A 19,796-nucleotide genomic window follows, 5' to 3' on the forward strand; every position below is an offset into this window, starting at 1 on the left:
ATTTACAGCGGGTGGGCTTTTAATTATTGATGATGATTAAAAAAATTACGGTTTCGGCAAACCGGCGATCAGTGCGTTGATCAGATCAGAGTTCGTCACCTGCTGCGGATGAACCTGGATCTCCGAACTGTATAACGGTGGCAATTTCTGGCAATAGGCATCCAGATCGGCCTGTGCAATCGTCGGCACACCATACTGGAATGAATTCATATTATCCGGCGGCAAGGCCCCTTCCATGGTGGAACCGTAGGCACCGAGTTCAATCAGGCTGTGCGAAGACTCATCCGGACCATGCGCAAATACAAATGTGCCGTATTTAGGGTGAGCGAGATAAGGCAACACTTCATCGTCACTCAGGCTGCTTCGCAGGTTATAACGCAGCTGCGCATAATTACGGGTGACCAGTAAAAACGCCGTCTGAATCAGCGAGGCTTTTTCGTTACCCGACAAACACATCAGCAGGTTGCCGTAATAATCGAGAAACGCCACGGCATTTCCTGTGCCGCCCTGTGCAATATCCTGATTTGCCGCTGCAATCAGATAAGGTGCCAGCCCTTCATCCGGCTGACCGCGGGATGGCGCGGTGTAGCTGAGCGCATCCGGGTAAAGGGCTTTTAATGCCACCACAACCGGATCACCGGCAGGCAAATCTTTGATATCTTTCAGCTGATCCGGCGTTAAATCCGTGTTGATGCTGGCTTTAACCTGTGTCAGCGTGGCGTCAAAAGCCGTTTCGCACAGTGCTACCGTCTGAACATCCATAACGGCGTCGGCGAAGAAAGCCGGCACCGGCGCTGAACTGGCGTCGCGGGTGAAACAGTTATTCCCGTTAACTGCCGGATAGCTGAAAGTATTTTTTGCCACCTGAGCCAGCTCAGGCGAAAGCGTCGGGAAATCCGCCTGCGTATCCCAGTTAATACCTGAATAAGTATCGAAAGCGGCAGAAATAACGTTAAACCCGCCGGTAATAATCGAACCGGTACACATGCAGCACGGATCCAGCGACGTCACGATGGTAATATCAGACGGTGGCGGCATTTCCTCGCCTGCTTCAATTTGCGCGTAATACCAGTCAATTAACTGACGTTCACCATGAGCCGTCGGATCACTGGTCATATTATTTTTAACCACGTTATTATTAATCGCATTCAGCACATTACCGCTGGCATCGAGCATGACACCGCCGACGCTGAATGTATTCTGGCAATAGGCCACCAGCGCCTGTTCTGCCGCAGCAGTGGCCGCCGCTTCGACGGTCACATACGTTTCGCCCGCTTTAACCGCTGTGGCTTTTAATGAATCACAGTTGCAATTACACATATTAATTCCTTCCGTTAGATTAAGTGTATTGATTAAGATTCAGTAATTCGCGAAACGTGATTTTATAAACACGCCGGAATTAAAGAGACTGCATCGTGACAAATTCATCTGTATTAAAGAAACGGAAGGTGTTGTGCCAGCGATGGCACCGGGTTTATTTTATAAATCTGAATATATTCAGAGAGGAATTAATTTTGTTATAATTTTGATGAATATACATTTCACAATACCGCCCTGAATTATATATTTCAGGGCGGATATTTAATTAGCGATTCAGGTAATTAAATAAAACCGGACTTAAACCTGCCCGATAAAATCAAACTTGCCGATATTCACGCCCAGATGGCGCAGAATGTTGTAGGCGGTGGTGACGTGGAAGTAGAAGTTCGGTACCGCAAATGTGGTGACGTAGCTGTGCGCGGTGAATTTCAGTTCATGATTTTTACCTTTCACCACGATCTCACGGGATTCATCGCCTTCCAGTTTCGCGACATCCACGCTTTCGATAAAACGCAGGGTTTTGGCAATACGTTCCTGCAACTGGGCAAACGTCACTTCATTGTCTTCCATCGCCGGTGCTGCCACACCGGACAGACGGGCGATCGCGCCTTTTGACATATCGCTGGTGATTTGCACCTGACGCGCCAGCGGATACATATCATCGGCAAGACGGGTATTCAGCACTTCTTCTTCCGATTTTCCGTTTTCCTTTGCCCATGCCGCGCCCTTCTCCAGCAATGCTGAAAGATTCTTTAAACCACGAACAAACTGTGCCGCCGTACTGCCATACAGAGATGCTGACATGATGCTTCCTTAATGAATGGGGTTAGAACAACCGGCGATACATTAGCGCGTTATGGTCTAAACAGCGTGGCGTTTTGTAGTAGTCCGTGGCGGCTTAAATTCGCATTTGCGACTTACCGCGCCCTTTTTGTCAAAGCATGTAAACGCAGGCCGGGGTGGATCGCTTCTTGCATTCAATACTCCCGCAAAAAACATCTGACAGAGGATACCTGATGACCATCACCTTTATTGCACACTCCACGCCCGAACCTGCGTTGTACGGCGCGATGGCAGCGATACTTGCTGAATTACGCGCTTTGCCGCTGTGTCACTTTCCCGTCAGTCATGATGCACAACGTTATCCGAATGCCCGTCAGCACGTCACGGCGCAGGGACACGCACTGACCAGCGGGCTGGTCTGGCTGGAGCGCCTGACCGGGCGCGGTGCGGGTGAAGAGTCTGGTCTGGAATCACTGATTTATCGGGCACTTAAGGAGGATGTCGTGGTGCCGCTGCGCGAACCGTTATCCCCGGCGGTGGCTGCCGAAATCGCCGGACACGGCATCGGCGTTGAGTCATTAAACGTGGTCCGCAATCAGGATAAATTTCAACTCGAAGACTGCGATACCGGTAAAATTCGCAGTAACGGCTGGGGACGCGATGCGTTTGGCCGCTGGGCGCTCGGCTCGGTTTCACAGCCGGTAATGCGCGCCGGAAAGACCCTGCGCGTGGCGATAGTTGGCGATTTTTGTGAGCAGCGCGACAGCTATCCGGCGATGCTCGCTGCACTGGGAGACGCCGCCGATGCACTGGCAATGAACATTGACGTAGTGTATGTGACAGCGGGGTTAATGGGCAGCCAGCTCGACTGCACGCTTTTCGACGTCGATGGCATTATTTTACCGGGGGCAACATTAACGCCGGGCGATCACCAGGCCAGCCCGCTGGCGACCGCCCGCTGGGCACTGGATAACGCAACGCCGGTGCTGGGCATCAATCAGGGTATGCATCAGATGGTGACGGCGCTGGGTCAGAAAATACTCGGGCAGGACAGCGTGGTGATGCACGGCCCGTCCATGCTGGGCAGTTTGCAAACCGGGCTGCCGCTCGCCGAGCACGCGCAGCCGCGTCTGGGAAATCATCCGGTCGTCACCCGCAGCGGCAGTCTGCTGGCGAATAAAATGGGTGAGGAATTTACGCTGCGTTACAACCAGCGCCGCTATCTGAATCCGCAGTTACTGGCGGAACTGGAAAGTTCGGGATTACTGATTTCAGGTTATGACGAAAGCGGGCTACAGGCGCAGGCGGTGGAACTCAATAATCATCCGTTCTTTATGGGTGTTCAGGGACAACCGGAACTGATGTCGCGCCGCGAGCGCCCGAATCCGTTGCTGATGGCGTTCCTGCAACAGGTGCGCCAGGGCAATCGTGACCGGGATGTCAGCCACGCGGCGCTGACCCAAAGCGTGCGGTTAAAGCATCCGCACCTGCTGATGGGCTGAATAACACTAAGATCTAACTGCCGCGATACGTTGAATAAGAATACGGACTGATCAGCAGCGGCAGATGGTAATGATCCTGCTCACCGTCGATCATCACATCAACGATCGCCGTGTGGTAAAGCGTCTCGCGACCGGTTGCTTTGAAATAGGCGCCTATGTCGGCACACAAACGGTAATGCCCGGACGCCACCGGTTCCGGCGTTAATTTCGCGGCGCGCCCGTCGGCGTCGGTTTGGGTTTCGCTGATACGCGTGATTTTCTGCCCGTCGAGGCTTTCCAGCCAGACGCGCACGTCAGCCGCGGGCTGGCCCAGAGACGTATCAAGAATATGTGTGGTAATGCGTGTCATGGCTGGAATATCTCCTTTAAACGCAGCAGGGTAATTTCTTTGAGTTGTTGCGCCGTTTCGTGATCTTCTGCATCCGGCGAATTCTTCAGACGTCTTTGCAAGTTATCAAGAATTTCTTCTGAACTGCGCCCTCTGGCACGGATCAGAAATACCCGCCCGAAGCGCTGTTCGTAACGCTGATTGCCGTCATACAGCGCATCAATAACAGACTGCTGGCTGATATCGAGCGTCGCCTGTTCGCCACGGGAAAGCTGCGCTTCTTTACCGTTGCCGTTCGCCCGTTCGCCGATACGCGGATGCGCTGACAGTGCCTGAGCAATATCTTCAGGCCGCCAGTTTTCGCAGGCGGATCCGGCAGCTTGCAGCACGTCTTCAACAGATGAATAAGGCCGCCCGTCGCTGACCGTTTTCGCCCAGGCAGGAATATTCACCAGCGGGCGTAACAGCGCCACGGCTTCAAATTCAGACAGCGCATTAAATTCCTCAGGCGTCACAGATGGCCTCCGTCGAAACTCAGCACCGTATTGATATACGCCTGCACCGCATACGCCACATCGCCGGTAGTAACAGATTCATCAGGATGATGGCTGATGCCGTCCTTGCAGCGCACAAACAACATGCCGACCGGCCAGCATCCGGCGATAGCAATCGCGTCATGCCCGGCGCCGCTTGGCAGCGACATCACCTGCCCCTGTAAATGCAAAACGCTCTGGCTCAGGCGGTGCTGCAAACTTTCGTCGCACTCTGTCGCGCTGATGCCGTAAAACTGTTCGGCGGCAAACGTCAGCCCGCGCCGTGTGGCGATATCCCGGCCTTTCGTCAGCAGCGTTTCCAGCAGCGCAGAGAGATCATCATCGCGCGGACCGCGCACATCCAAAGACAGTTTCACCTGCCCCGGAATGACGTTCACCGCGCCCGGCAGGCATTCCAGTGTGCCTACTGTCGCCACCAGATTGCGGCCTGTGGCCGTGGTGATGTTTTCAATCGCCAGCGTCCATTCCGCGGCGGCGGTCAGGGCGTCCTGACGTTGCCCCATCGGCACAGTTCCGGCATGACCGGCGTGACCGGTAAATTCGCAATTAAGACGTCGCGCACCGTTAATCGCCGTCACCACACCCAGCGGTACATTTGCCGATTGCAGGCACGGCCCCTGCTCAATGTGCAATTCCAGATACGCGCAGAAATCGCTGACCGCACGCTGTGACGCGCCGATTTTCAGCGGGTCCAGCCCGGCATTCTGCATGGCCTGCGCCACCGAAATACCCTGCGCGTCCTCACGTTCCAGCCAGTCAGCGGGCCATGTGCCGGTCAGCCCGCGACTGCCCAGCAGCGTGATGCCAAAGCGCGTGCCTTCTTCGTCGCAGAAGCCGACAACTTCCACCGCCATCGGCAAACGGATGGCGTTCTGATGCAAATGTGCCACAACTTCCAGCGCCGTCAGCACGCCGAGCGGACCGTCATATTTTCCCGCGTTACGCACGCTGTCGAGATGCGAACCGAGCAGGATGGCGGGCTCCGACGGATCACGCCCTTCATAACGTCCGCAAATATTACCCACGCTGTCCTGCCAGACGCGCATACCGGCCGCTTCCATCCACTCGCCCACCAGACGGTTGGCCTGTAAATGTTCGGCGGAAAGATAGACGCGGGTCAGCTGTCCCGGTGTTTCGCTGATGGCGGCGAGTGCGTCGCAGCGCGCCATCACCCGCTCAGCAGCCAGTTTGGCGCTTTCGGAAACCGCAGCCAGCGTAAAGGCTTCTGCCATTACTGACCTCCTGCGTAATGATCCCAGGCAGCCTGCGCCCCTGCGCCGTATTTCGACGCAAATCCCAGACGATGAAGCACCGCTTCCAGCGCCACCAGCGTTTGCAACACACAGTCTTTACGCGCGTTATAACCCATGGTGCCGATACGCCAGATTTTCCCGGCCAGCGGACCAAATGACGTGCCGATTTCAATGCTGAAATCGTTAAGCATCATCTGGCGCACCTGTTCGCCGTGGATGCCCTGCGGAATAACCACGCCGAGCACGTTGTTCATGCGGTTGTTAAGGTCACCGAACACTTCCAGCCCCATCCCCTGAATCCCCGCCAGCAGCGCGCCGCCGTGCAGTTTGTGGCGGGCGATGCCGTTATCAAGCCCTTCTTCCAGAATGATGCGCGCGCACTCGCGGGCGGCAAACAGCATGCTGGTGGCTTCGGTATGGTGATTCAGACGCTCCGGGCCCCAGTAATCCATGATCATGCCCAGATCGAAATAGTTGGAGTAGATCATCTCTTCATCGCCGTCGGCGTGATCGGCGGTGCGGATCCCTTCTTCGACACATTTACGGCGGCGGATTTGTTCTTCAAAGCGCGGACTGATGGTGACCGGCGAGCTGCCGGACGGGCCGCCGAGGCATTTCTGCAAACCGGCAGACACCGCGTCTAACCCCCACGCGTCGGTTTCCAGCGGGTTACCGCCAAACGACGCCGTCGCATCGGAGTAGAACAGTACGCCGTGACGGCGGCAGATTTCACCCAGTTGTTCCAGCGGCTGGAGCATGGTGGTGGACGTGTCGCCCTGCACGGTCAGCAGCCAGCGCGGTTTTACTGATTTAATCGCATCTTCGATTTGCTGCGGGTCAAACACTTCACCCCACGGCGCTTCAATCGTATGCACTTCGGCGCGGCACCGGCGGGCGATTTCACACAGCAGATGTCCGAAACGGCCAAACACCGGCACCAGCACTTTGTCGCCCGGACGAATACCGGAAAGCAGCACGGCTTCGATACCGGCGCGTGAAGTGCCGTCGATCAGTAAGGTCCACGGGTTTTCGGTTTTATACAGCGCGCGGTACAGCGCCATCACTTCGTTCATGTAGCCGGTCATCACCGGGTCATATTGCCCGACCAGCTGGCTCGCCATCGCCCGCAGCACGCGCGGATCGGCGTTGATTGGCCCCGGCCCCATCAGCAGACGGGTTGGCGGGTTGATTTGTCCGGGAGAGATGAAATCTGACATAGTTAATCCTTTACAATGTTAGCTTGCAGCAGCCTCATTCAGGCCGCGTACGGATGCGATAAACTGTCTTAACTCGGGAGTTTGCGGATTAGCAAACAGCGCGCGGCTTTCGCCCTGTTCCCACACGGTGCCCTGATGCATAAACACCACGCGGTCGCCCACTTCACGGGCAAAATTCATTTCATGCGTCACCAGCACCAGCGTCATGCCTTCTTTCGCCAGTTGCTCGAGCACTTTCAATACTTCGCCGACTAATTCCGGATCCAGTGCCGAGGTAATTTCATCACACAGCAGCACTTTCGGGTTCATCGCCAGCGCGCGTGCAATGGCCACACGTTGCTGCTGGCCGCCGGAAAGATTCGACGGGTAATAATCCATGCGATCTGCCAGTCCGACTTTCGCCAGCATCTGCGCGGCCAGTTCCCGGCATTCGGCGGCGGACTTTTTCAGCACGCGGCGCGGCGCCAGCATGACGTTTTCCAGCGCAGTCATATGCGGGAACAGATTAAAGCTCTGGAACACCATGCCGACGGAACGGCTGATATCGCGCGCCTGAGAATCGCGGTCGGTGATGGTCATTCCGCCCAGTTTGATACTGCCTTCCTGATAGCCTTCCAGCCCGTTCATGCAGCGCAACAGCGTGCTTTTCCCTGAACCGCTGCGGCCGATAATCGAAATCACTTCGCCGCTGTCGATATCCAGATCCACGCCTTTCAGCACGTGGTTCTGACCGTAAAACTTCTGAACCTGATTGATGGTGATCAGTGGCATTACTGTTTCTCTCCACGCAATGATTTTTCTAAATGCTGGCTGTAACGCGACAGCGGATAGCACATCAGGAAGTAGCCCAGCGCCACTAATCCGAACACTTTGAACGGCTCATACGTCACGTTGTTGAGCATGGTTCCGGCTTTGGTCAGCTCGACAAAACCGATAATTGAGGCCAGCGCGGTGCCTTTCACCACCTGCACGGAAAACCCGACGGTTGGCGCGATGGCAATCCGCAGCGCCTGCGGGGTGATAACACGCCATAACGTTTGGCCGAAATTCAGACCCAGACAGCGCGACGCTTCCCACTGGCCCTTCGGTAACGCGGCAATACTGCCACTCCAGATATCCACCAGATAGGCGCTGGTGTAGAGCGTGAGCGCCAGCGCGGCAGCCGTCCACGGACTGACGTTGATACCAAACAGGCCAAGCCCGAAAAACGCCAGGAACAGCTGCATCAGCAGCGGGGTACCCTGAAATAATTCGGAATAAAGACGCACAAAACGCGTCGGCCAGCGGCGTTTAGTCAGGCGCAGCAACAGCAGCGGCAAGGTCACCAGCGTACCGCCAATAAATGCGGTCAGCGACAGCAGCAAGGTCCAGCGGGCCGCCAGCAGGAGATTGCGCACAATGTCCCAGTCGGTGAAAGTCATCATCAGTTTTCACTCCCAAAGACCCGGCGTCCGGCCAGCAGCAACAGCTGACGCATCGCAACCGATAACAACAAATAAAATAACGTGGTGACCAGATACACTTCAAAACTGAGGAAAGTGCGCGACTGAATTAAGTTCGCCGCAAACGTCAATTCTTCATAGGACACCTGCGATACCACGGAAGATCCGAGCATCACGATAATGCACTGGCTGACCAGCGACGGATAAATACGTTTCAGCGACGGTGGCAGCACGATGCGCAGGAATGTCTGGCTGCGGGTTAATCCCAGCACGCGTCCGGCTTCCCACTGGCCTTTCGGCGTCACCTGAATACCGGCGCGGATAATTTCGGTGCTGTAAGCCCCGAGGTTAATCAGCATCGCCAGCAACGCCGCTTCACCGGCGGTCATCTTCAGGCCGATGGCAGGCAGGCCAAAGACGATGAAAAATAACTGCACAACAAACGGCGTATTACGGATGGCTTCGACATACATGCCCCAGACGGTCCGCAGAATTTTATGGTTGCCGCAGCGGATGGCTGCGCCGCAAATTCCTATTGCGACACCGCCAACCGTCGCCAGTACCGTCAGCTCAATGGTGGTCCATAATCCGGCCAGCAGTTCCGGCATGTAAGGCCACAGCGCGCTAAAGTTAAGCTGATAGGTCATGAAAGATCTCCGTCAAAGCCCTGATCACGCGCCGATGGAAGCCGGCAGCGGTGCCTTCATCCATTTTTCAGACAGCGTGTTCAGCGTCTTATCTTTAATGCCTTCGGCGATCAGTTCATTCACTTTGTCTTTCAGCGCCGGTTCATCTTTACGCAGACCGACGTAACACGGCGAGTCTTTCAGCATCACTTTCGAAACCGGGGCTTTGGCCGGGTTCATGCGGGCTACGGCCGCCACCACCAGATTACCGGTGGCGATGTATTCCACCTGACCTGAAAGGTAGGCCGACAGCGTAGTGTTGTTGTCTTCGTAACGCTGTATTTTGGCGTCTTTTGGTGCCACATCGGTCAGCGCCAGATCTTCCACCGCCCCGCGGGTCACGCCGATGGTTTTACCGGACAGTTCTTTCAGATCCGCCAGTTTGTCCCCCTGCGCGCCAAACACGCCGAGGAAAAACGGTGCGTAAGCGTTGCTGAAGTCGATCACTTTTTCGCGCTCAGCATTTTTGCCGAGGCTGGAAATGACCAGATCGACTTTATCCGTTTGCAGATAAGGCACGCGGTTGGCGCTGGTGACCGGAACAAGTTGCAACTTAAGTTTCATCTTATCGGCCAGATACTGCGCCATGTCGATGTCATAACCTTCCGGCTGCAAATCCTTGCTCACCGAACCAAACGGCGGGAAATCCTGCGGTACGGCCACGCGCAGCACGCCGCGCTTCTGAATATCCTGCAACTGATCGGCCATCACGCCGGATGCCTGAAGCACCAGCATTGCCGCACCTGCCCAAGCCAACAGCCGTTTATTCATGTTCATAGATTATCTCCGGTGAAAAGTTTTTGGAACGATAGATTCTTATATTTAAAACTTTGCAACGAATGTGCCAAAAGCAACGCCGCAGAAAAAATGTGCGCAAAGTCACGGTATGACAAGGGATTATAAAAATGCTGGCGGGATCAGAAGTGGTTTTTTTGCCCTGAATCAGGGCAAAAAATGGGAGTCTATGAAAACACATACGCACTAAAATTGTGCGAAAGCACCAGAAAAGCGCTCAGTTTGTTCTGTAAACGGGAATCAGCGCTGCTCCAGCTCATCCAGCGCGTTATACATATCGCTTATCTGATGAATACGCTGACGGCCTGACGCGAGCATATCGTGCAACAACGCATTGCTGAGTAAATTCGCCAGACTCATGGCAGAAGAGTAGCTGTCAAACGCCGAAACGCTGTCGAGCGGCGCGGCCAGATGCCAGGTGGCGAGCGGGGTCAGCGTCTGCGCCTGAGGCTCGCAAATCAGCAGCACCGGTACGCCAGCTGACTGTAACTGCGTCAGTATTTCCTTCGCCATGCGCGGCCTGCGGCGGAAGGCCACGAAAATCACCACGTCCTGCGCGGTGAGATCCACCAGTTCTTCCGCCAGCGTCTGCCCCGGTTGCGGCATCATCATTACACCTGCCCGCACCTGAATCAGTTGCTGGCGCAGATGCAATGCCACCGGATAACTGTTGCGAAAGCCCAGCAGGCGCACCTGTCGCGCCTGACTCAGCGCTGAAATCAGCGCACCAAACTGAGCGCTATCAATCTGGTTAATCCACTGCGTAAGATTCGCCATTTCCTGCTTATAGTGCCGTGATAACAAGGTGTTACCTTGCACCGCGTCACGGCTGTCAGTCAGCGGCATTCCGCTCTGGCGCAGGGTGCGCATTTCATCGCGCATATCACGATAGCTCGGGTAACCGAGACGTTTGAACAGGCGGCTGACCGTGGCTTTCGACACGCCGCTGAGCCGCGCCAGCTCTGCGCTGTTGTAACTCATCAGGTCGTCGATGCTGGCAAAAATAAAGTCGGCCACCCGCTGTTCCTGCGGTGTCAGTTCTGCGTAATGGTCACGCAGACGCTCATCAATCTGTTTCATCTCTGGCCCTTTTGTAACCAATGTTTCATCGGAACATACCATGCACTATGCTTGCCAGTGCAATAGAAATTAGCGTGAAAAACGCAAGACTCTGCCGATGTGGAACACCTCTTGCTTAATTCTATCCCTACGCGCCCACAACCCTGCAAGCGCGGGCAGCATAAAAAAAGCGTCTCAAAAAAGGACATCGCATGATTAACAGTAACAGCGCGCCGCTGGGCATGGCGGTCACACCTCATCATCTGGCAAGCCAGAGTGCGCTTGCGGTACTGAGGGAAGGCGGTAATGCCATCGAGGCGATGGTGGCCGCAGCCGCAACAATTGCGGTGGTCTATCCGCACATGAACGGACTGGGCGGCGACGGTTTCTGGCTGATTGTGCCGCCGCAGGGCAATCCGGTGGCGATAGACGCCAGCGGTGCCGCCGGCTCGCTGGCCTCTCTCGATTTCTACACCGGGGAATCGCATATTCCGCACCGTGGGCCGAAAGCGGCACTGACGGTCGCAGGCACGGTCGGCGGCTGGCAGGAAGCGCTGAATGTGTCGGCTGAATTTGGTGGCGATCAAAAACCCCTTTCACGCCTGCTGCGCGATGCCATCCGTTACGCCGCTGATGGCATTCCGGTAACGGCTTCTCAGGAAGCTGCCACCCGTGCCAAGCAACATGAGCTGAAAGACTTCCCCGCGTTTGCCGACGTTTTTATGCCGAACGGCGAAGTGCCGCGCGCCGGTAACCGCTTCACCCAGCCGCAGCTGGCACAGACGTTATCCATGCTGTGCGAAGACGGGCTGAACAGTTTCTATCGCGGTGAACTGGCCGACAATATGGCCGCCGACATGGAAAGGCTCGGCATGCCGGTCACCCGTGCCGATCTGGCCGCTTACAAGCCCCGGCGCTGCGTGCCGCTGCGTCTCAAACACAGCAAAGGCGAAATATACAACCTGACACCGCCGACGCAGGGGTTAGTTTCACTCGCGATCCTCGGTCTGACTGACCGTCTGCCGCTCGAAACCATGGATGAAAGCGCGACGATACACAGCATTGTCGAAGCCACCAAGCTGGCGTTCGGCCTGCGCGACCGCTATATCACCGATCCGCGCATGATGACGCAGGACGCGCAAAGCCTGCTGGATCCGCAGTATCTCGACGCCCTCGCCACCCGCATCAAACCGCACAGCGCCGCCGGCTGGGGCAAAGGTAAAGGTCCGGGCGATACCGTCTGGATGGGCGTGATGGACAGCAGCGGGCTGGCGGTATCGTTTATTCAGAGCATCTATCATGAGTTCGGCAGTGGCGTCGTTCTGCCCCAGAGTGGCGTGCTGTGGCAAAACCGTGGCGCCTCATTCAGCCTCGATGCCAGCCATTTACTGGCACTGGCGCCGGGTAAACAACCGTTTCATACCCTTAACCCTGCCGCCGCACGTTTATACGACGGGCGCACCATGGTTTACGGTTCGATGGGCGGCGACGGTCAGCCGCAAACGCAGGCTGCGGTGTTTATCCGCCATGTGGTGCAGGGACAATCCTTGCAGCAGGCGATCAGCGGGCCGCGCTGGCTGCTGGGTCGTACATGGGGGGAAAGCTCGGACTCCCTGAAACTGGAAGGCCGTTTCGCCTATCCGACGCAGGCCGGACTGAGACAGCGCGGTCACGATGTCGAACTGTTGCCGGATTTCAGTGAAGCCGTCGGCCATGCCGGAGCCATTGTCCGCCACACCAACGGCATGTTTGAAGGCGCTTCCGACCCGCGCAGCAACGGCAGCGCGGCCGGTTTTTAAACTGAGGAACTGATCATGAAAAATACTCCTGCGGCCACAGACTGGGCCGCTTACATCCGCCAGATGGAGTCCGTACTGGCGCTGGAACTCGACGATGTACGCCGTCAGGAACTGCTGGTGCAGTTCAGCCGTATCGCGCAAATGGCGCAACCGCTGATGGATTTACCGCTCGATTCGCGACTGGAAATCGCCGGGGTGTACAGAGCATGAAATCGTTTGATAATTTCACGATTAATCAGCTTCATCAGGCCATTACGCAGGGTGAAATCTCAGCCACAGAAATTGCCAGCGCCACGCTGGACGCCGTTGAACAGGCCAATCCGGTCATCAACGCGTATACGCATATCACCCGCGAACGCATGCTGAGTGAGGCCGCTAAAGTGGATAAAACCCGCGCCAGCGGAACCGCACTGGCACCGCTGGCAGGCATTCCTTATGCGGTGAAAAACCTGCTGGACGTCGCCGGTGAAGTCACGCTGGCGGGCGCGAGCCTCAACAGCAGCAACGCCGCCGCACGTCATGATGCCTGGACCGTTTCACGCCTCGCCGCACAGGGCGCAATACTTTCCGGCATGCTGAACATGGATGCTTACGCCTACGGTTTCACCACCGAAAACAGCCATTATGGTGCCACCCGTAACCCGCGTGATCTGGCACGCGTCGCCGGAGGATCGTCCGGCGGTTCTGCCGCTGCCGTCGCTGCCGGTCTGGTGCATTTCACACTCGGCAGCGACACCAACGGATCCATTCGCGTGCCTGCATCATTGAGCGGTATTCTCGGCCTGAAACCGACCTTCGGACGGATCTCCCGCCGCGGCAGCCAGCAGTTTGTCGCCAGTCTTGATCACATCGGTCCGATGGCGAGGTGCAGCGAGGATCTGTCGCAGGTCTATGACGCGATTCAGGGCACAGACTCTCAAGATCACTTCCAGGCAGATAAACCCGTGACTGCCACTTTTTCTCAGCTCGGACGCGGCCAGCAGGGTTTGCGCACTGCGGTGCTGGGCGGCTATTTTGCTACCTGGTGCGACGACCACGCTAAAGCTGCCGTGCGCCAGATTGCTCAGGCTCTTGAAGCGCAGGAAGAAGTTGAAATGCCGCAGGCCGAACTGGCGCGTTCAGCGGCATTTATCATCAGTGCTTCTGAAGGCGGCAATCAGTATTTGCCAAAACTGCGCAGTATCCCGCAACAGTTTGAACCGTTATCGCGCGAGCGTTTACTGGCCGGCGCGATGATCCCGGCGGCATGGTACGTGCAGGCACAGCGTTTTCGTCAGCATTTTCAGGAACAAATCTTGCCCCTGTTTGATCACTGGGACATTCTGATTGCCCCTGCCACGCCATGCCCGGCAACGCTGATTGGTCAGGACACCATCAGAATTAACGGTCAGGATCTGCCGACACGTGCCAATATGGGTATGCTGACGCAGCCAATTTCGTTCCTCGGTTTACCGGTAGTGACGGTGCCGGTCACGACATCGACCGGCCTGCCAATAGGATTACAACTGATTGCGCCGCCGTGGCGCGAAGACCTGTGTCTGCGTGCAGCACGGGCGCTCGAACTTCAGGGCATAGTGAAAGTCAGCAGTTCTCCGGTGATGCCCGCGTAACAACCTGCATCCCGTTTTCCAGGGTGAAGCAAAAGAGTAAGAGACGAAATCATGAAAACTGAACATATCGACCGCCCGGCGATCCTTGCCGAAATGAATGCGGCCTTTTATCGCTATGAACAGGCGCTGATCACCAACGATACCGCCGTCCTCGACGAACTGTTCTGGCACGACCCGCGCACCGTGCGCTTTGGCGCGGGAGAAAATCTTTACGGCATCGAAGCCATCCGGGCATTTCGCTCAGCGCGATCGGCGCAAGGGTTAGACAGGGAACTGGTCAATACGACCATCACCACATTTGGTGATGACATGGCCGTCGCCAGCACGGAGTTTCGCCGTGAAGGCACGGACAAAATCGGGCGTCAGCAGCAGACATGGGTGAAAATGGCGAGCGGATGGAAGATTGTGGCCGCCCATGTGAGTCTGATGGTTTGACCGAACCATTGGGCGGTTCAGCTTTGGAAATTTTCTCCTCCCCTGCGAAGGGGAAACTGACCGGTGACAATTTCGGTTTCTCAATAATAGCGATCACTTTTCGCGCTGCGCCGAAACCGCCCAAAAGGGGCCAGGACGGGCCCCTCTTGGATCTCCCCCGTCTTTTAACTGCGCGCTCAGCGGGTACGACGGCCATGTTCCGGTAGATCAGTGAGTGGCGCAAAATATTGCCGCTTCGCGGTTCCTTCTCTCGGTCTTCGAGCCTCTGGTCTCGAAGCCGCTCCGTTCAGCAAAATTTTTAATCGCGCCAATTAACTCTTTAAAAACAGAGCGACTTAAACTCCAACTTGAATTTGAATTTGAATTTGAATTTGAATTTGAATTTGAATTTGAATTTAAGATCGTGCGGGCGATTCAGAAATCTTGCTGAATGAGAGGTTGCAGACCTGAGGCTGCAATCCCGAAATGAAGGCACCGCGCAGCGGCAAGATTTCCAGCCTGTCACAGAGGTAACTGAAACATGGCCAGCGAGCGAAGCGCGCAGTGAAAAAGCGCGGGAGTCCAGAGGGCGCGCGCTTACGCGTCCTCTGGGCCAGTTTGGGCGGCGAGCCCAAGGTTTTGAATTTGATTTTAAATTTGAATTTGAATTTGAATTTCGAGATTAAACACCGAAATGTTTAACCCAATGGTCGGCAATGTCCTGCCGCTTACACACCCATACCTTCTCGTGTGACCCGATGTAATCGAGAAACCGCTGTAAAGCGCGAAATCTCCCGGGGCGACCGAGGATCCGGCAATGCATCCCGACCGACATCATTTTGGGTGACGTTTCGCCTTCTTCGTACAACACGTCAAACGTATCTTTGAGATAGGTAAAGAACTGCTCGCCGGTATTGAAACCCTGCGGGGAGGCAAACCGCATGTCGTTGGTTTCCAGCGTGTACGGGATCACCAGATGCTGTTTCGTTTCGCCATTTTCCAGTTTTACCGGCGTCCAGAACGGCAGATCATCGCCGTAGTAATCGCTGTCGTACTGGAATCCGCCTGATTCGGCGACCAGCTGACGGGTGTTCGGGCTGTCGCGGCCGGTGTACCAGCCGGATGGCGCTTTGCCGAACAGGTCGCGAAGTACGGTGATGGCTTTTTGCATGTGCTCCGCCTCTTCGGCTTTGCTCATGTTCTGATAATGGATCCAGCGCCAGCCGTGGCTCACGACGTCGTAATCCGCGGCTTTGATGGCGCTGACGATTTCCGGGTTACGCGCGAGCGCCATCGCGACACCGAAAACGGTCAGCGGCAGGCCGCGCTTCTGGAATTCATTGTGGATCCGCCAGAAACCGGCGCGTGAGCCGTATTCATACAGTGAATCCATCGACATATGACGGTCGGGAAAACTGGCTGCGCCGATAATATCCGAGAGAAATTGTTCCGAACCGGCGTCGCCGTGCAGGACGTTATTTTCCGCGCCCTCCTCATAGTTGAGGACGAACTGCACCGCAATCCGGGCATTACCCGGCCAGTTTGCGTGTGGCGGACGACCGGCATAGCCAATCAGGTCGCGCGGATAATTTTCAGTAAAACCGTTATCGAATTCAGGCATGGTTATCTCTCAGATTCAGTCCGGCAAAGCGGCCAGACAAGGGTTTTTCCAGCGGATAATCCAGATCACCGTGCTTACTGGTGGTCAGGCGAAGTGCGGCCAGCGACTCGACCATTTTGACCGCCGCACTGACGCCGTCGATCACCGGAATATTCAGCTCCAGCGTCAGTTCCTGCGCCAGATCGGCCATACCGCCGCAGCCCAGTACAATCGCCCCGCTGCCATCCGATTTTTTCGCGGCGATGCATTGTTCACGCACTTTCTGCTGAGCCAGCCCGCTGCCGTCTTCGAGCGAAAGCACAGGAAGATCGATCGCATGCAGCGCCGCGCAATGACGCTCGAAACCGTACTGATGCAGTAAATGGCGGGCAATAGTGAGGGTTCTTGGCAAAGTGGTGACGATGGAAAAACGCGTCGCCAGCATCGTGGCCAGATGCATGGCCGCTTCGGCAATGCCGATGACCGGCGCACGCGCCAGCTCACGCGCGGCCAGTAAGCCGGGATCGCCAAAACAGGCAATGATATGGCCGTCCACGCCGGCTTCGCGCCCGGCTTTCACCTGCTGCAAAACACCGAGCGTGGCAATCGCCTCATCAAAATGCCCTTCAATCGACGGCGCGCCTTCCTGCGGACAAACCGCCACAATTTGTGTATCCACGGCGGCAACAGAGCGCGCGGTTTGCGCCATGACTTCTGTCATCGCCAGACTGGTGTTCGGGTTGATCAGTTGTATACAAAGCGGTTTTGTCATCACTCTGGCTCCTTTCCGGCGACCAGAAGATGAGAGGAAAAGATATTCGCGAAATCAGGTACCTGCCCTTTATTTTGCTCAAAACGCAGGCTGGAAACGATGCTGTCGAAGTGATGCGACATGCTTTGCGTCAGCCCGGCAACGTCCCGCTTTTTCATCAGTTCCAGTAAATCATCGTGATCATGACACCGGCAGCCCTGTTGCCACGGCGCGCCCCAGGCGGCAATCGCCAGTGAAGAACGCAGCGTGAGCTGAGAAACCGATTCGGTCAGCACTTTGTTGCCGGAAATCGCCTGAAGCTGGACGTGGAAAGCAGCAGAAAGCCGGATTGCGGCCGGGCCATTACGTTCGTCGTGGGCGCGCTTTTCTTCCTGTACGAGTTTTTTCAGCGCCACCAGATGCGTGGACTGGCAATGCGCGATCACCAGCGGCAGGTTGGCGCATTCAAGAATTTTTCGGGTGGTGAAAACGTCGCGGGATTCCTCTGCGTCCGGCGTGGTGACATGCGCACCACGCTTGGGCAATAGCGTGACCAGTTGCACTGCGGCAAGGCGCTGCAACACGCGCCGGATGCCCGTCCGGCTGACAGAAAAAACTTCAGCCAGCGCTTCTTCCGGCAATTTACTGCCCGGCAAAAGCTGGTGTTCAACAATCGATTTCACCAGCGCGTTGTAAATGTGGTCGTCCTTATCCTCGGTAAAATAGGCCGTATTCAGCCCGCTCCAACTGGTCATTGCCGTTACTCCGTATACCGTTCGATAGATTAATCGTATACATGAAAATTATTTTTTGTATACAAAAATGAAATATGGCCTGATTCGTGCAGTGCTCCTGTGACTGCTTTTCACCTTTGGGCAGCCGGTCACCGGCTTCCGACTTTTACATGTTGTTAATGACAGGAGCACGATTTATGCCAAATCAGGAAATCACCTCCGCCACGGCGTCATCCGAACAAGGCGCCGGGATCATCAAACCTTATTACAGCCCGCGGCTGTGTAATGATGATTTAGCTCCCACTCGTGACCAAAACTGGAGCTGGTACAACATTTTTTCTTTCTGGATGTCCGACGTACACAGTATGGGCGGCTATGTGGTCGCAGCGAGTTTCTTCACGCTCGGGCTGACCAGCTGGCAGGTGCTGCTGTGTTTATTGTGCGGGATTTGTATCGTGCAGATTTGTGCCAACCTGGTGGCGAAGCCGAGCCAGCAGGCTGGCGTGCCATACGCGGTGATTTGCCGTCAGGCATTTGGCGTGTTCGGGGCGAATATTCCGGCAGTGATCCGCGGGCTGATCGCGTTTGCGTGGTATGGCATTCAGACCTATCTGGCGGCCAGCGCGTTAATGCTGGTGCTGCTGAAATTCTTCCCGTCCCTGACGCCGCTGACCGTGCCGCACTGGCTGGGCTTATCTGCGCTGGGATGGATTTGCTTCGGCATTATGTGGGTATTGCAGGCGATGGTGTTCTGGCACGGCATGAGCGCAATTAAGCGCTTTATCGACGTGGCGGGCCCGGCGGTGTACGTCGTGATGCTGATGCTGGCCGGATGGATTTTGTATAAAACCGGGCTGAGCAATATCTCTTTCACACTGTCGACAAAAACGCTGACGGTCGGCCAGCAGGGCTGGGAAATGCTGACCGCCACGGCGCTGGTCGTCTCGTATTTCTCCGGCCCGCTGCTCAACTTCGGTGACTTTTCACGTTACGGCAAAAGCATGAGCGAAATCCGTCGCGGTAACCGCTGGGGCCTGCCGTTTAACTTCCTGCTGTTCTCGATTGTGACCGTGGTGATTGTTTCCGGTACACAATCCCTGTTTGGCCAGATGATTACTGACCCGATTGAAACGGTCAGCCGCGTGGGTAACAGCGTAGCCGTGGCACTCGGGCTACTGACCATGATCATCGCGACGATTGGTATCAATATTGTGGCGAACTTCGTATCACCGGCGTTCGATTTCTCTAACTGTTCGCCGCAGAAAATCAGTTTCCGTACCGGTGGGATGATTGCCGCCGTCGGCTCTGTTTTACTGACACCGTGGAACCTGTTCCAGTCACCGGAGCTGATCCACTACACGCTCGATGTTCTCGGGGCATTCATCGGGCCGCTGTTTGGCATTCTGCTGGCGGATTATTACCTGATCAAACGCGGTCATATGGATGTCGATGCGCTTTTTAACGCCTCCCCTTCCGGCCGTTACTGGTACCGCAACGGGTTCAACCCGAAAGCCATCGGCGCGCTGGTGCCTGCGGTGCTGATTGGTCTGGTCATCAGCTTTACGCCGAGCCTGCATCAGGTGGCGAATTTCAGCTGGTTCATCGGAGCATTTCTGGCGGGCGGTTTTTATCGCTATATCGCCCGTCATGACCGCGCGACAGGTAACGCAATGGGCTATATGAAAACAGAAGTGGAATAAATCGTTGTAACAGGGAAAAAAGCCAGGAAGGCTGAAACGACGAAGCCCTGAGTGATTTCTCACTCAGGGCTTCTGAATAGTGGCGGAACGGACGGGGCTCGAACCCGCGACCCCCTGCGTGACAGGCAGGTATTCTAACCAACTGAACTACCGCTCCGCGTTTTGTTCTGGTTAAGAACGAGGCGGATATTAAGGAATACCCGCCATTACGTCAATGCTTTTCCTGATATTTTCTACCGACTGCACAGT

The 19,796-nt window shown here is 55.8% G+C and carries 20 protein-coding genes and 1 tRNA gene; 6 read left to right on the plus strand and 15 right to left on the minus strand.

The window, feature by feature from the left end; all coding sequences use genetic code 11:
• Positions 1-45 precede the first annotated feature (45 nt).
• Together J1782_RS05480 and J1782_RS05485 are read right to left on the minus strand one after the other, a co-directional pair.
• Positions 46-1,320 (minus strand): nucleoside deaminase, encoded by a 1,275-nt coding sequence (locus J1782_RS05480; protein WP_165058590.1) that lies wholly within the window; start codon positions 1,318-1,320, stop codon positions 46-48.
• 297 nt (positions 1,321-1,617) lie between these two features.
• On the minus strand, positions 1,618-2,124 hold the full coding sequence (locus J1782_RS05485; RefSeq protein ID WP_165058592.1) for a DUF1993 family protein: 507 nt from the start codon (positions 2,122-2,124) through the stop codon (positions 1,618-1,620).
• Positions 2,125-2,336: 212 nt separating this feature from the next.
• Here J1782_RS05485 and J1782_RS05490 point away from each other — a divergent pair, with 212 nt between their 5' ends.
• On the plus strand, positions 2,337-3,605 hold the full coding sequence (locus J1782_RS05490) for a gamma-glutamyl-gamma-aminobutyrate hydrolase family protein (RefSeq protein WP_217152612.1): 1,269 nt from the start codon (positions 2,337-2,339) through the stop codon (positions 3,603-3,605).
• A 13-nt stretch (positions 3,606-3,618) separates the two neighbouring features.
• On the opposite strand, the gene uraH is transcribed toward J1782_RS05490, so the two are convergent.
• The 9 genes from uraH to J1782_RS05535 all read right to left on the minus strand — a co-directional run bounded on the left by uraH (position 3,619) and on the right by J1782_RS05535 (position 10,960).
• Positions 3,619-3,954 carry a hydroxyisourate hydrolase gene (gene uraH, locus J1782_RS05495; RefSeq protein ID WP_165058596.1) on the minus strand — a complete coding sequence of 112 codons (336 nt, stop codon included), beginning with the start codon at positions 3,952-3,954 and terminating at the stop codon, positions 3,619-3,621.
• Complete coding sequence (uraD, locus tag J1782_RS05500) at positions 3,951-4,448, minus strand: 2-oxo-4-hydroxy-4-carboxy-5-ureidoimidazoline decarboxylase (protein WP_152324664.1); 498 nt, start codon at positions 4,446-4,448, stop codon at positions 3,951-3,953. Before uraD ends, uraH begins: the two co-directional genes overlap by 4 nt.
• Complete coding sequence (hpxK, locus tag J1782_RS05505) at positions 4,445-5,719, minus strand: allantoate amidohydrolase (RefSeq protein ID WP_217152613.1); 1,275 nt, start codon at positions 5,717-5,719, stop codon at positions 4,445-4,447. Before hpxK ends, uraD begins: the two co-directional genes overlap by 4 nt.
• On the minus strand, positions 5,719-6,957 hold the full coding sequence (locus J1782_RS05510; RefSeq protein ID WP_217152614.1) for an alanine--glyoxylate aminotransferase family protein: 1,239 nt from the start codon (positions 6,955-6,957) through the stop codon (positions 5,719-5,721). Before J1782_RS05510 ends, hpxK begins: the two co-directional genes overlap by 1 nt.
• Before the next feature lie 18 nt (positions 6,958-6,975).
• Entirely contained in the window at positions 6,976-7,728 is a 753-nt protein-coding gene (locus J1782_RS05515) for an amino acid ABC transporter ATP-binding protein (protein WP_095923152.1), read from the minus strand.
• Positions 7,728-8,378, minus strand: a complete 651-nt coding sequence (locus J1782_RS05520) for an amino acid ABC transporter permease (protein WP_191996181.1) — start codon at positions 8,376-8,378, stop codon at positions 7,728-7,730. Before J1782_RS05520 ends, J1782_RS05515 begins: the two co-directional genes overlap by 1 nt.
• Before the next feature lie 2 nt (positions 8,379-8,380).
• A complete protein-coding gene (locus J1782_RS05525) occupies positions 8,381-9,046 on the minus strand; it encodes an amino acid ABC transporter permease (protein WP_165058604.1) in 666 nt (221 codons plus the stop codon).
• Positions 9,047-9,070: 24 nt separating this feature from the next.
• Complete coding sequence (locus tag J1782_RS05530) at positions 9,071-9,862, minus strand: transporter substrate-binding domain-containing protein (protein WP_152324668.1); 792 nt, start codon at positions 9,860-9,862, stop codon at positions 9,071-9,073.
• Between the two features lie 258 nt (positions 9,863-10,120).
• Positions 10,121-10,960: a MurR/RpiR family transcriptional regulator gene (locus J1782_RS05535; RefSeq protein WP_217152615.1), complete on the minus strand. Its 840-nt coding sequence runs from the start codon at positions 10,958-10,960 to the stop codon at positions 10,121-10,123.
• 191 nt (positions 10,961-11,151) lie between these two features.
• Here J1782_RS05535 and J1782_RS05540 point away from each other — a divergent pair, with 191 nt between their 5' ends.
• Genes J1782_RS05540 through hpxZ form a run of 4 tightly spaced genes read left to right on the plus strand, consistent with a single transcriptional unit; the run spans position 11,152 to position 14,783 of the window.
• Complete coding sequence (locus tag J1782_RS05540; protein ID WP_217152616.1) at positions 11,152-12,738, plus strand: gamma-glutamyltransferase family protein; 1,587 nt, start codon at positions 11,152-11,154, stop codon at positions 12,736-12,738.
• 15 nt (positions 12,739-12,753) lie between these two features.
• Positions 12,754-12,948, plus strand: coding sequence for an oxalurate catabolism protein HpxX (gene hpxX / locus J1782_RS05545; RefSeq protein WP_165058612.1), 195 nt, complete (start codon positions 12,754-12,756; stop codon positions 12,946-12,948).
• Positions 12,945-14,348, plus strand: a complete 1,404-nt coding sequence (locus J1782_RS05550; RefSeq protein WP_217152617.1) for an AtzE family amidohydrolase — start codon at positions 12,945-12,947, stop codon at positions 14,346-14,348. Before hpxX ends, J1782_RS05550 begins: the two co-directional genes overlap by 4 nt.
• Before the next feature lie 51 nt (positions 14,349-14,399).
• Positions 14,400-14,783 carry an oxalurate catabolism protein HpxZ gene (hpxZ, locus tag J1782_RS05555; RefSeq protein ID WP_152324673.1) on the plus strand — a complete coding sequence of 128 codons (384 nt, stop codon included), beginning with the start codon at positions 14,400-14,402 and terminating at the stop codon, positions 14,781-14,783.
• Between the two features lie 661 nt (positions 14,784-15,444).
• Here the strand turns inward: hpxZ and puuE are convergent.
• The 3 genes from puuE to J1782_RS05570 are packed head-to-tail and all read right to left on the minus strand — an operon-like array spanning position 15,445 to position 17,868.
• Positions 15,445-16,383 carry an allantoinase PuuE gene (puuE, locus tag J1782_RS05560; protein WP_152324674.1) on the minus strand — a complete coding sequence of 313 codons (939 nt, stop codon included), beginning with the start codon at positions 16,381-16,383 and terminating at the stop codon, positions 15,445-15,447.
• The gene (locus tag J1782_RS05565; RefSeq protein WP_152324675.1) at positions 16,376-17,134 is read right to left on the minus strand and encodes an aspartate/glutamate racemase family protein; all 759 of its coding nucleotides are present in this window, start codon (positions 17,132-17,134) and stop codon (positions 16,376-16,378) included. The genes puuE and J1782_RS05565 overlap by 8 nt, the downstream gene beginning before the upstream one ends.
• Complete coding sequence (locus J1782_RS05570) at positions 17,134-17,868, minus strand: GntR family transcriptional regulator (protein WP_165058620.1); 735 nt, start codon at positions 17,866-17,868, stop codon at positions 17,134-17,136. Before J1782_RS05570 ends, J1782_RS05565 begins: the two co-directional genes overlap by 1 nt.
• A gap of 176 nt (positions 17,869-18,044) precedes the next feature.
• Between J1782_RS05570 and J1782_RS05575 the strand changes: the two genes are divergently transcribed.
• Positions 18,045-19,547: an NCS1 family nucleobase:cation symporter-1 gene (locus J1782_RS05575; RefSeq protein ID WP_152324677.1), complete on the plus strand. Its 1,503-nt coding sequence runs from the start codon at positions 18,045-18,047 to the stop codon at positions 19,545-19,547.
• Positions 19,548-19,627: 80 nt separating this feature from the next.
• Here J1782_RS05575 and J1782_RS05580 read toward each other — a convergent pair.
• Positions 19,628-19,704, minus strand: a tRNA-Asp gene (locus J1782_RS05580).
• Positions 19,705-19,796 lie beyond the last annotated feature (92 nt).

The organism is Rahnella sp. BCC 1045, from assembly GCF_019049615.1.
GTDB classification, from domain to species: domain Bacteria; phylum Pseudomonadota; class Gammaproteobacteria; order Enterobacterales; family Enterobacteriaceae; genus Rahnella; species Rahnella contaminans.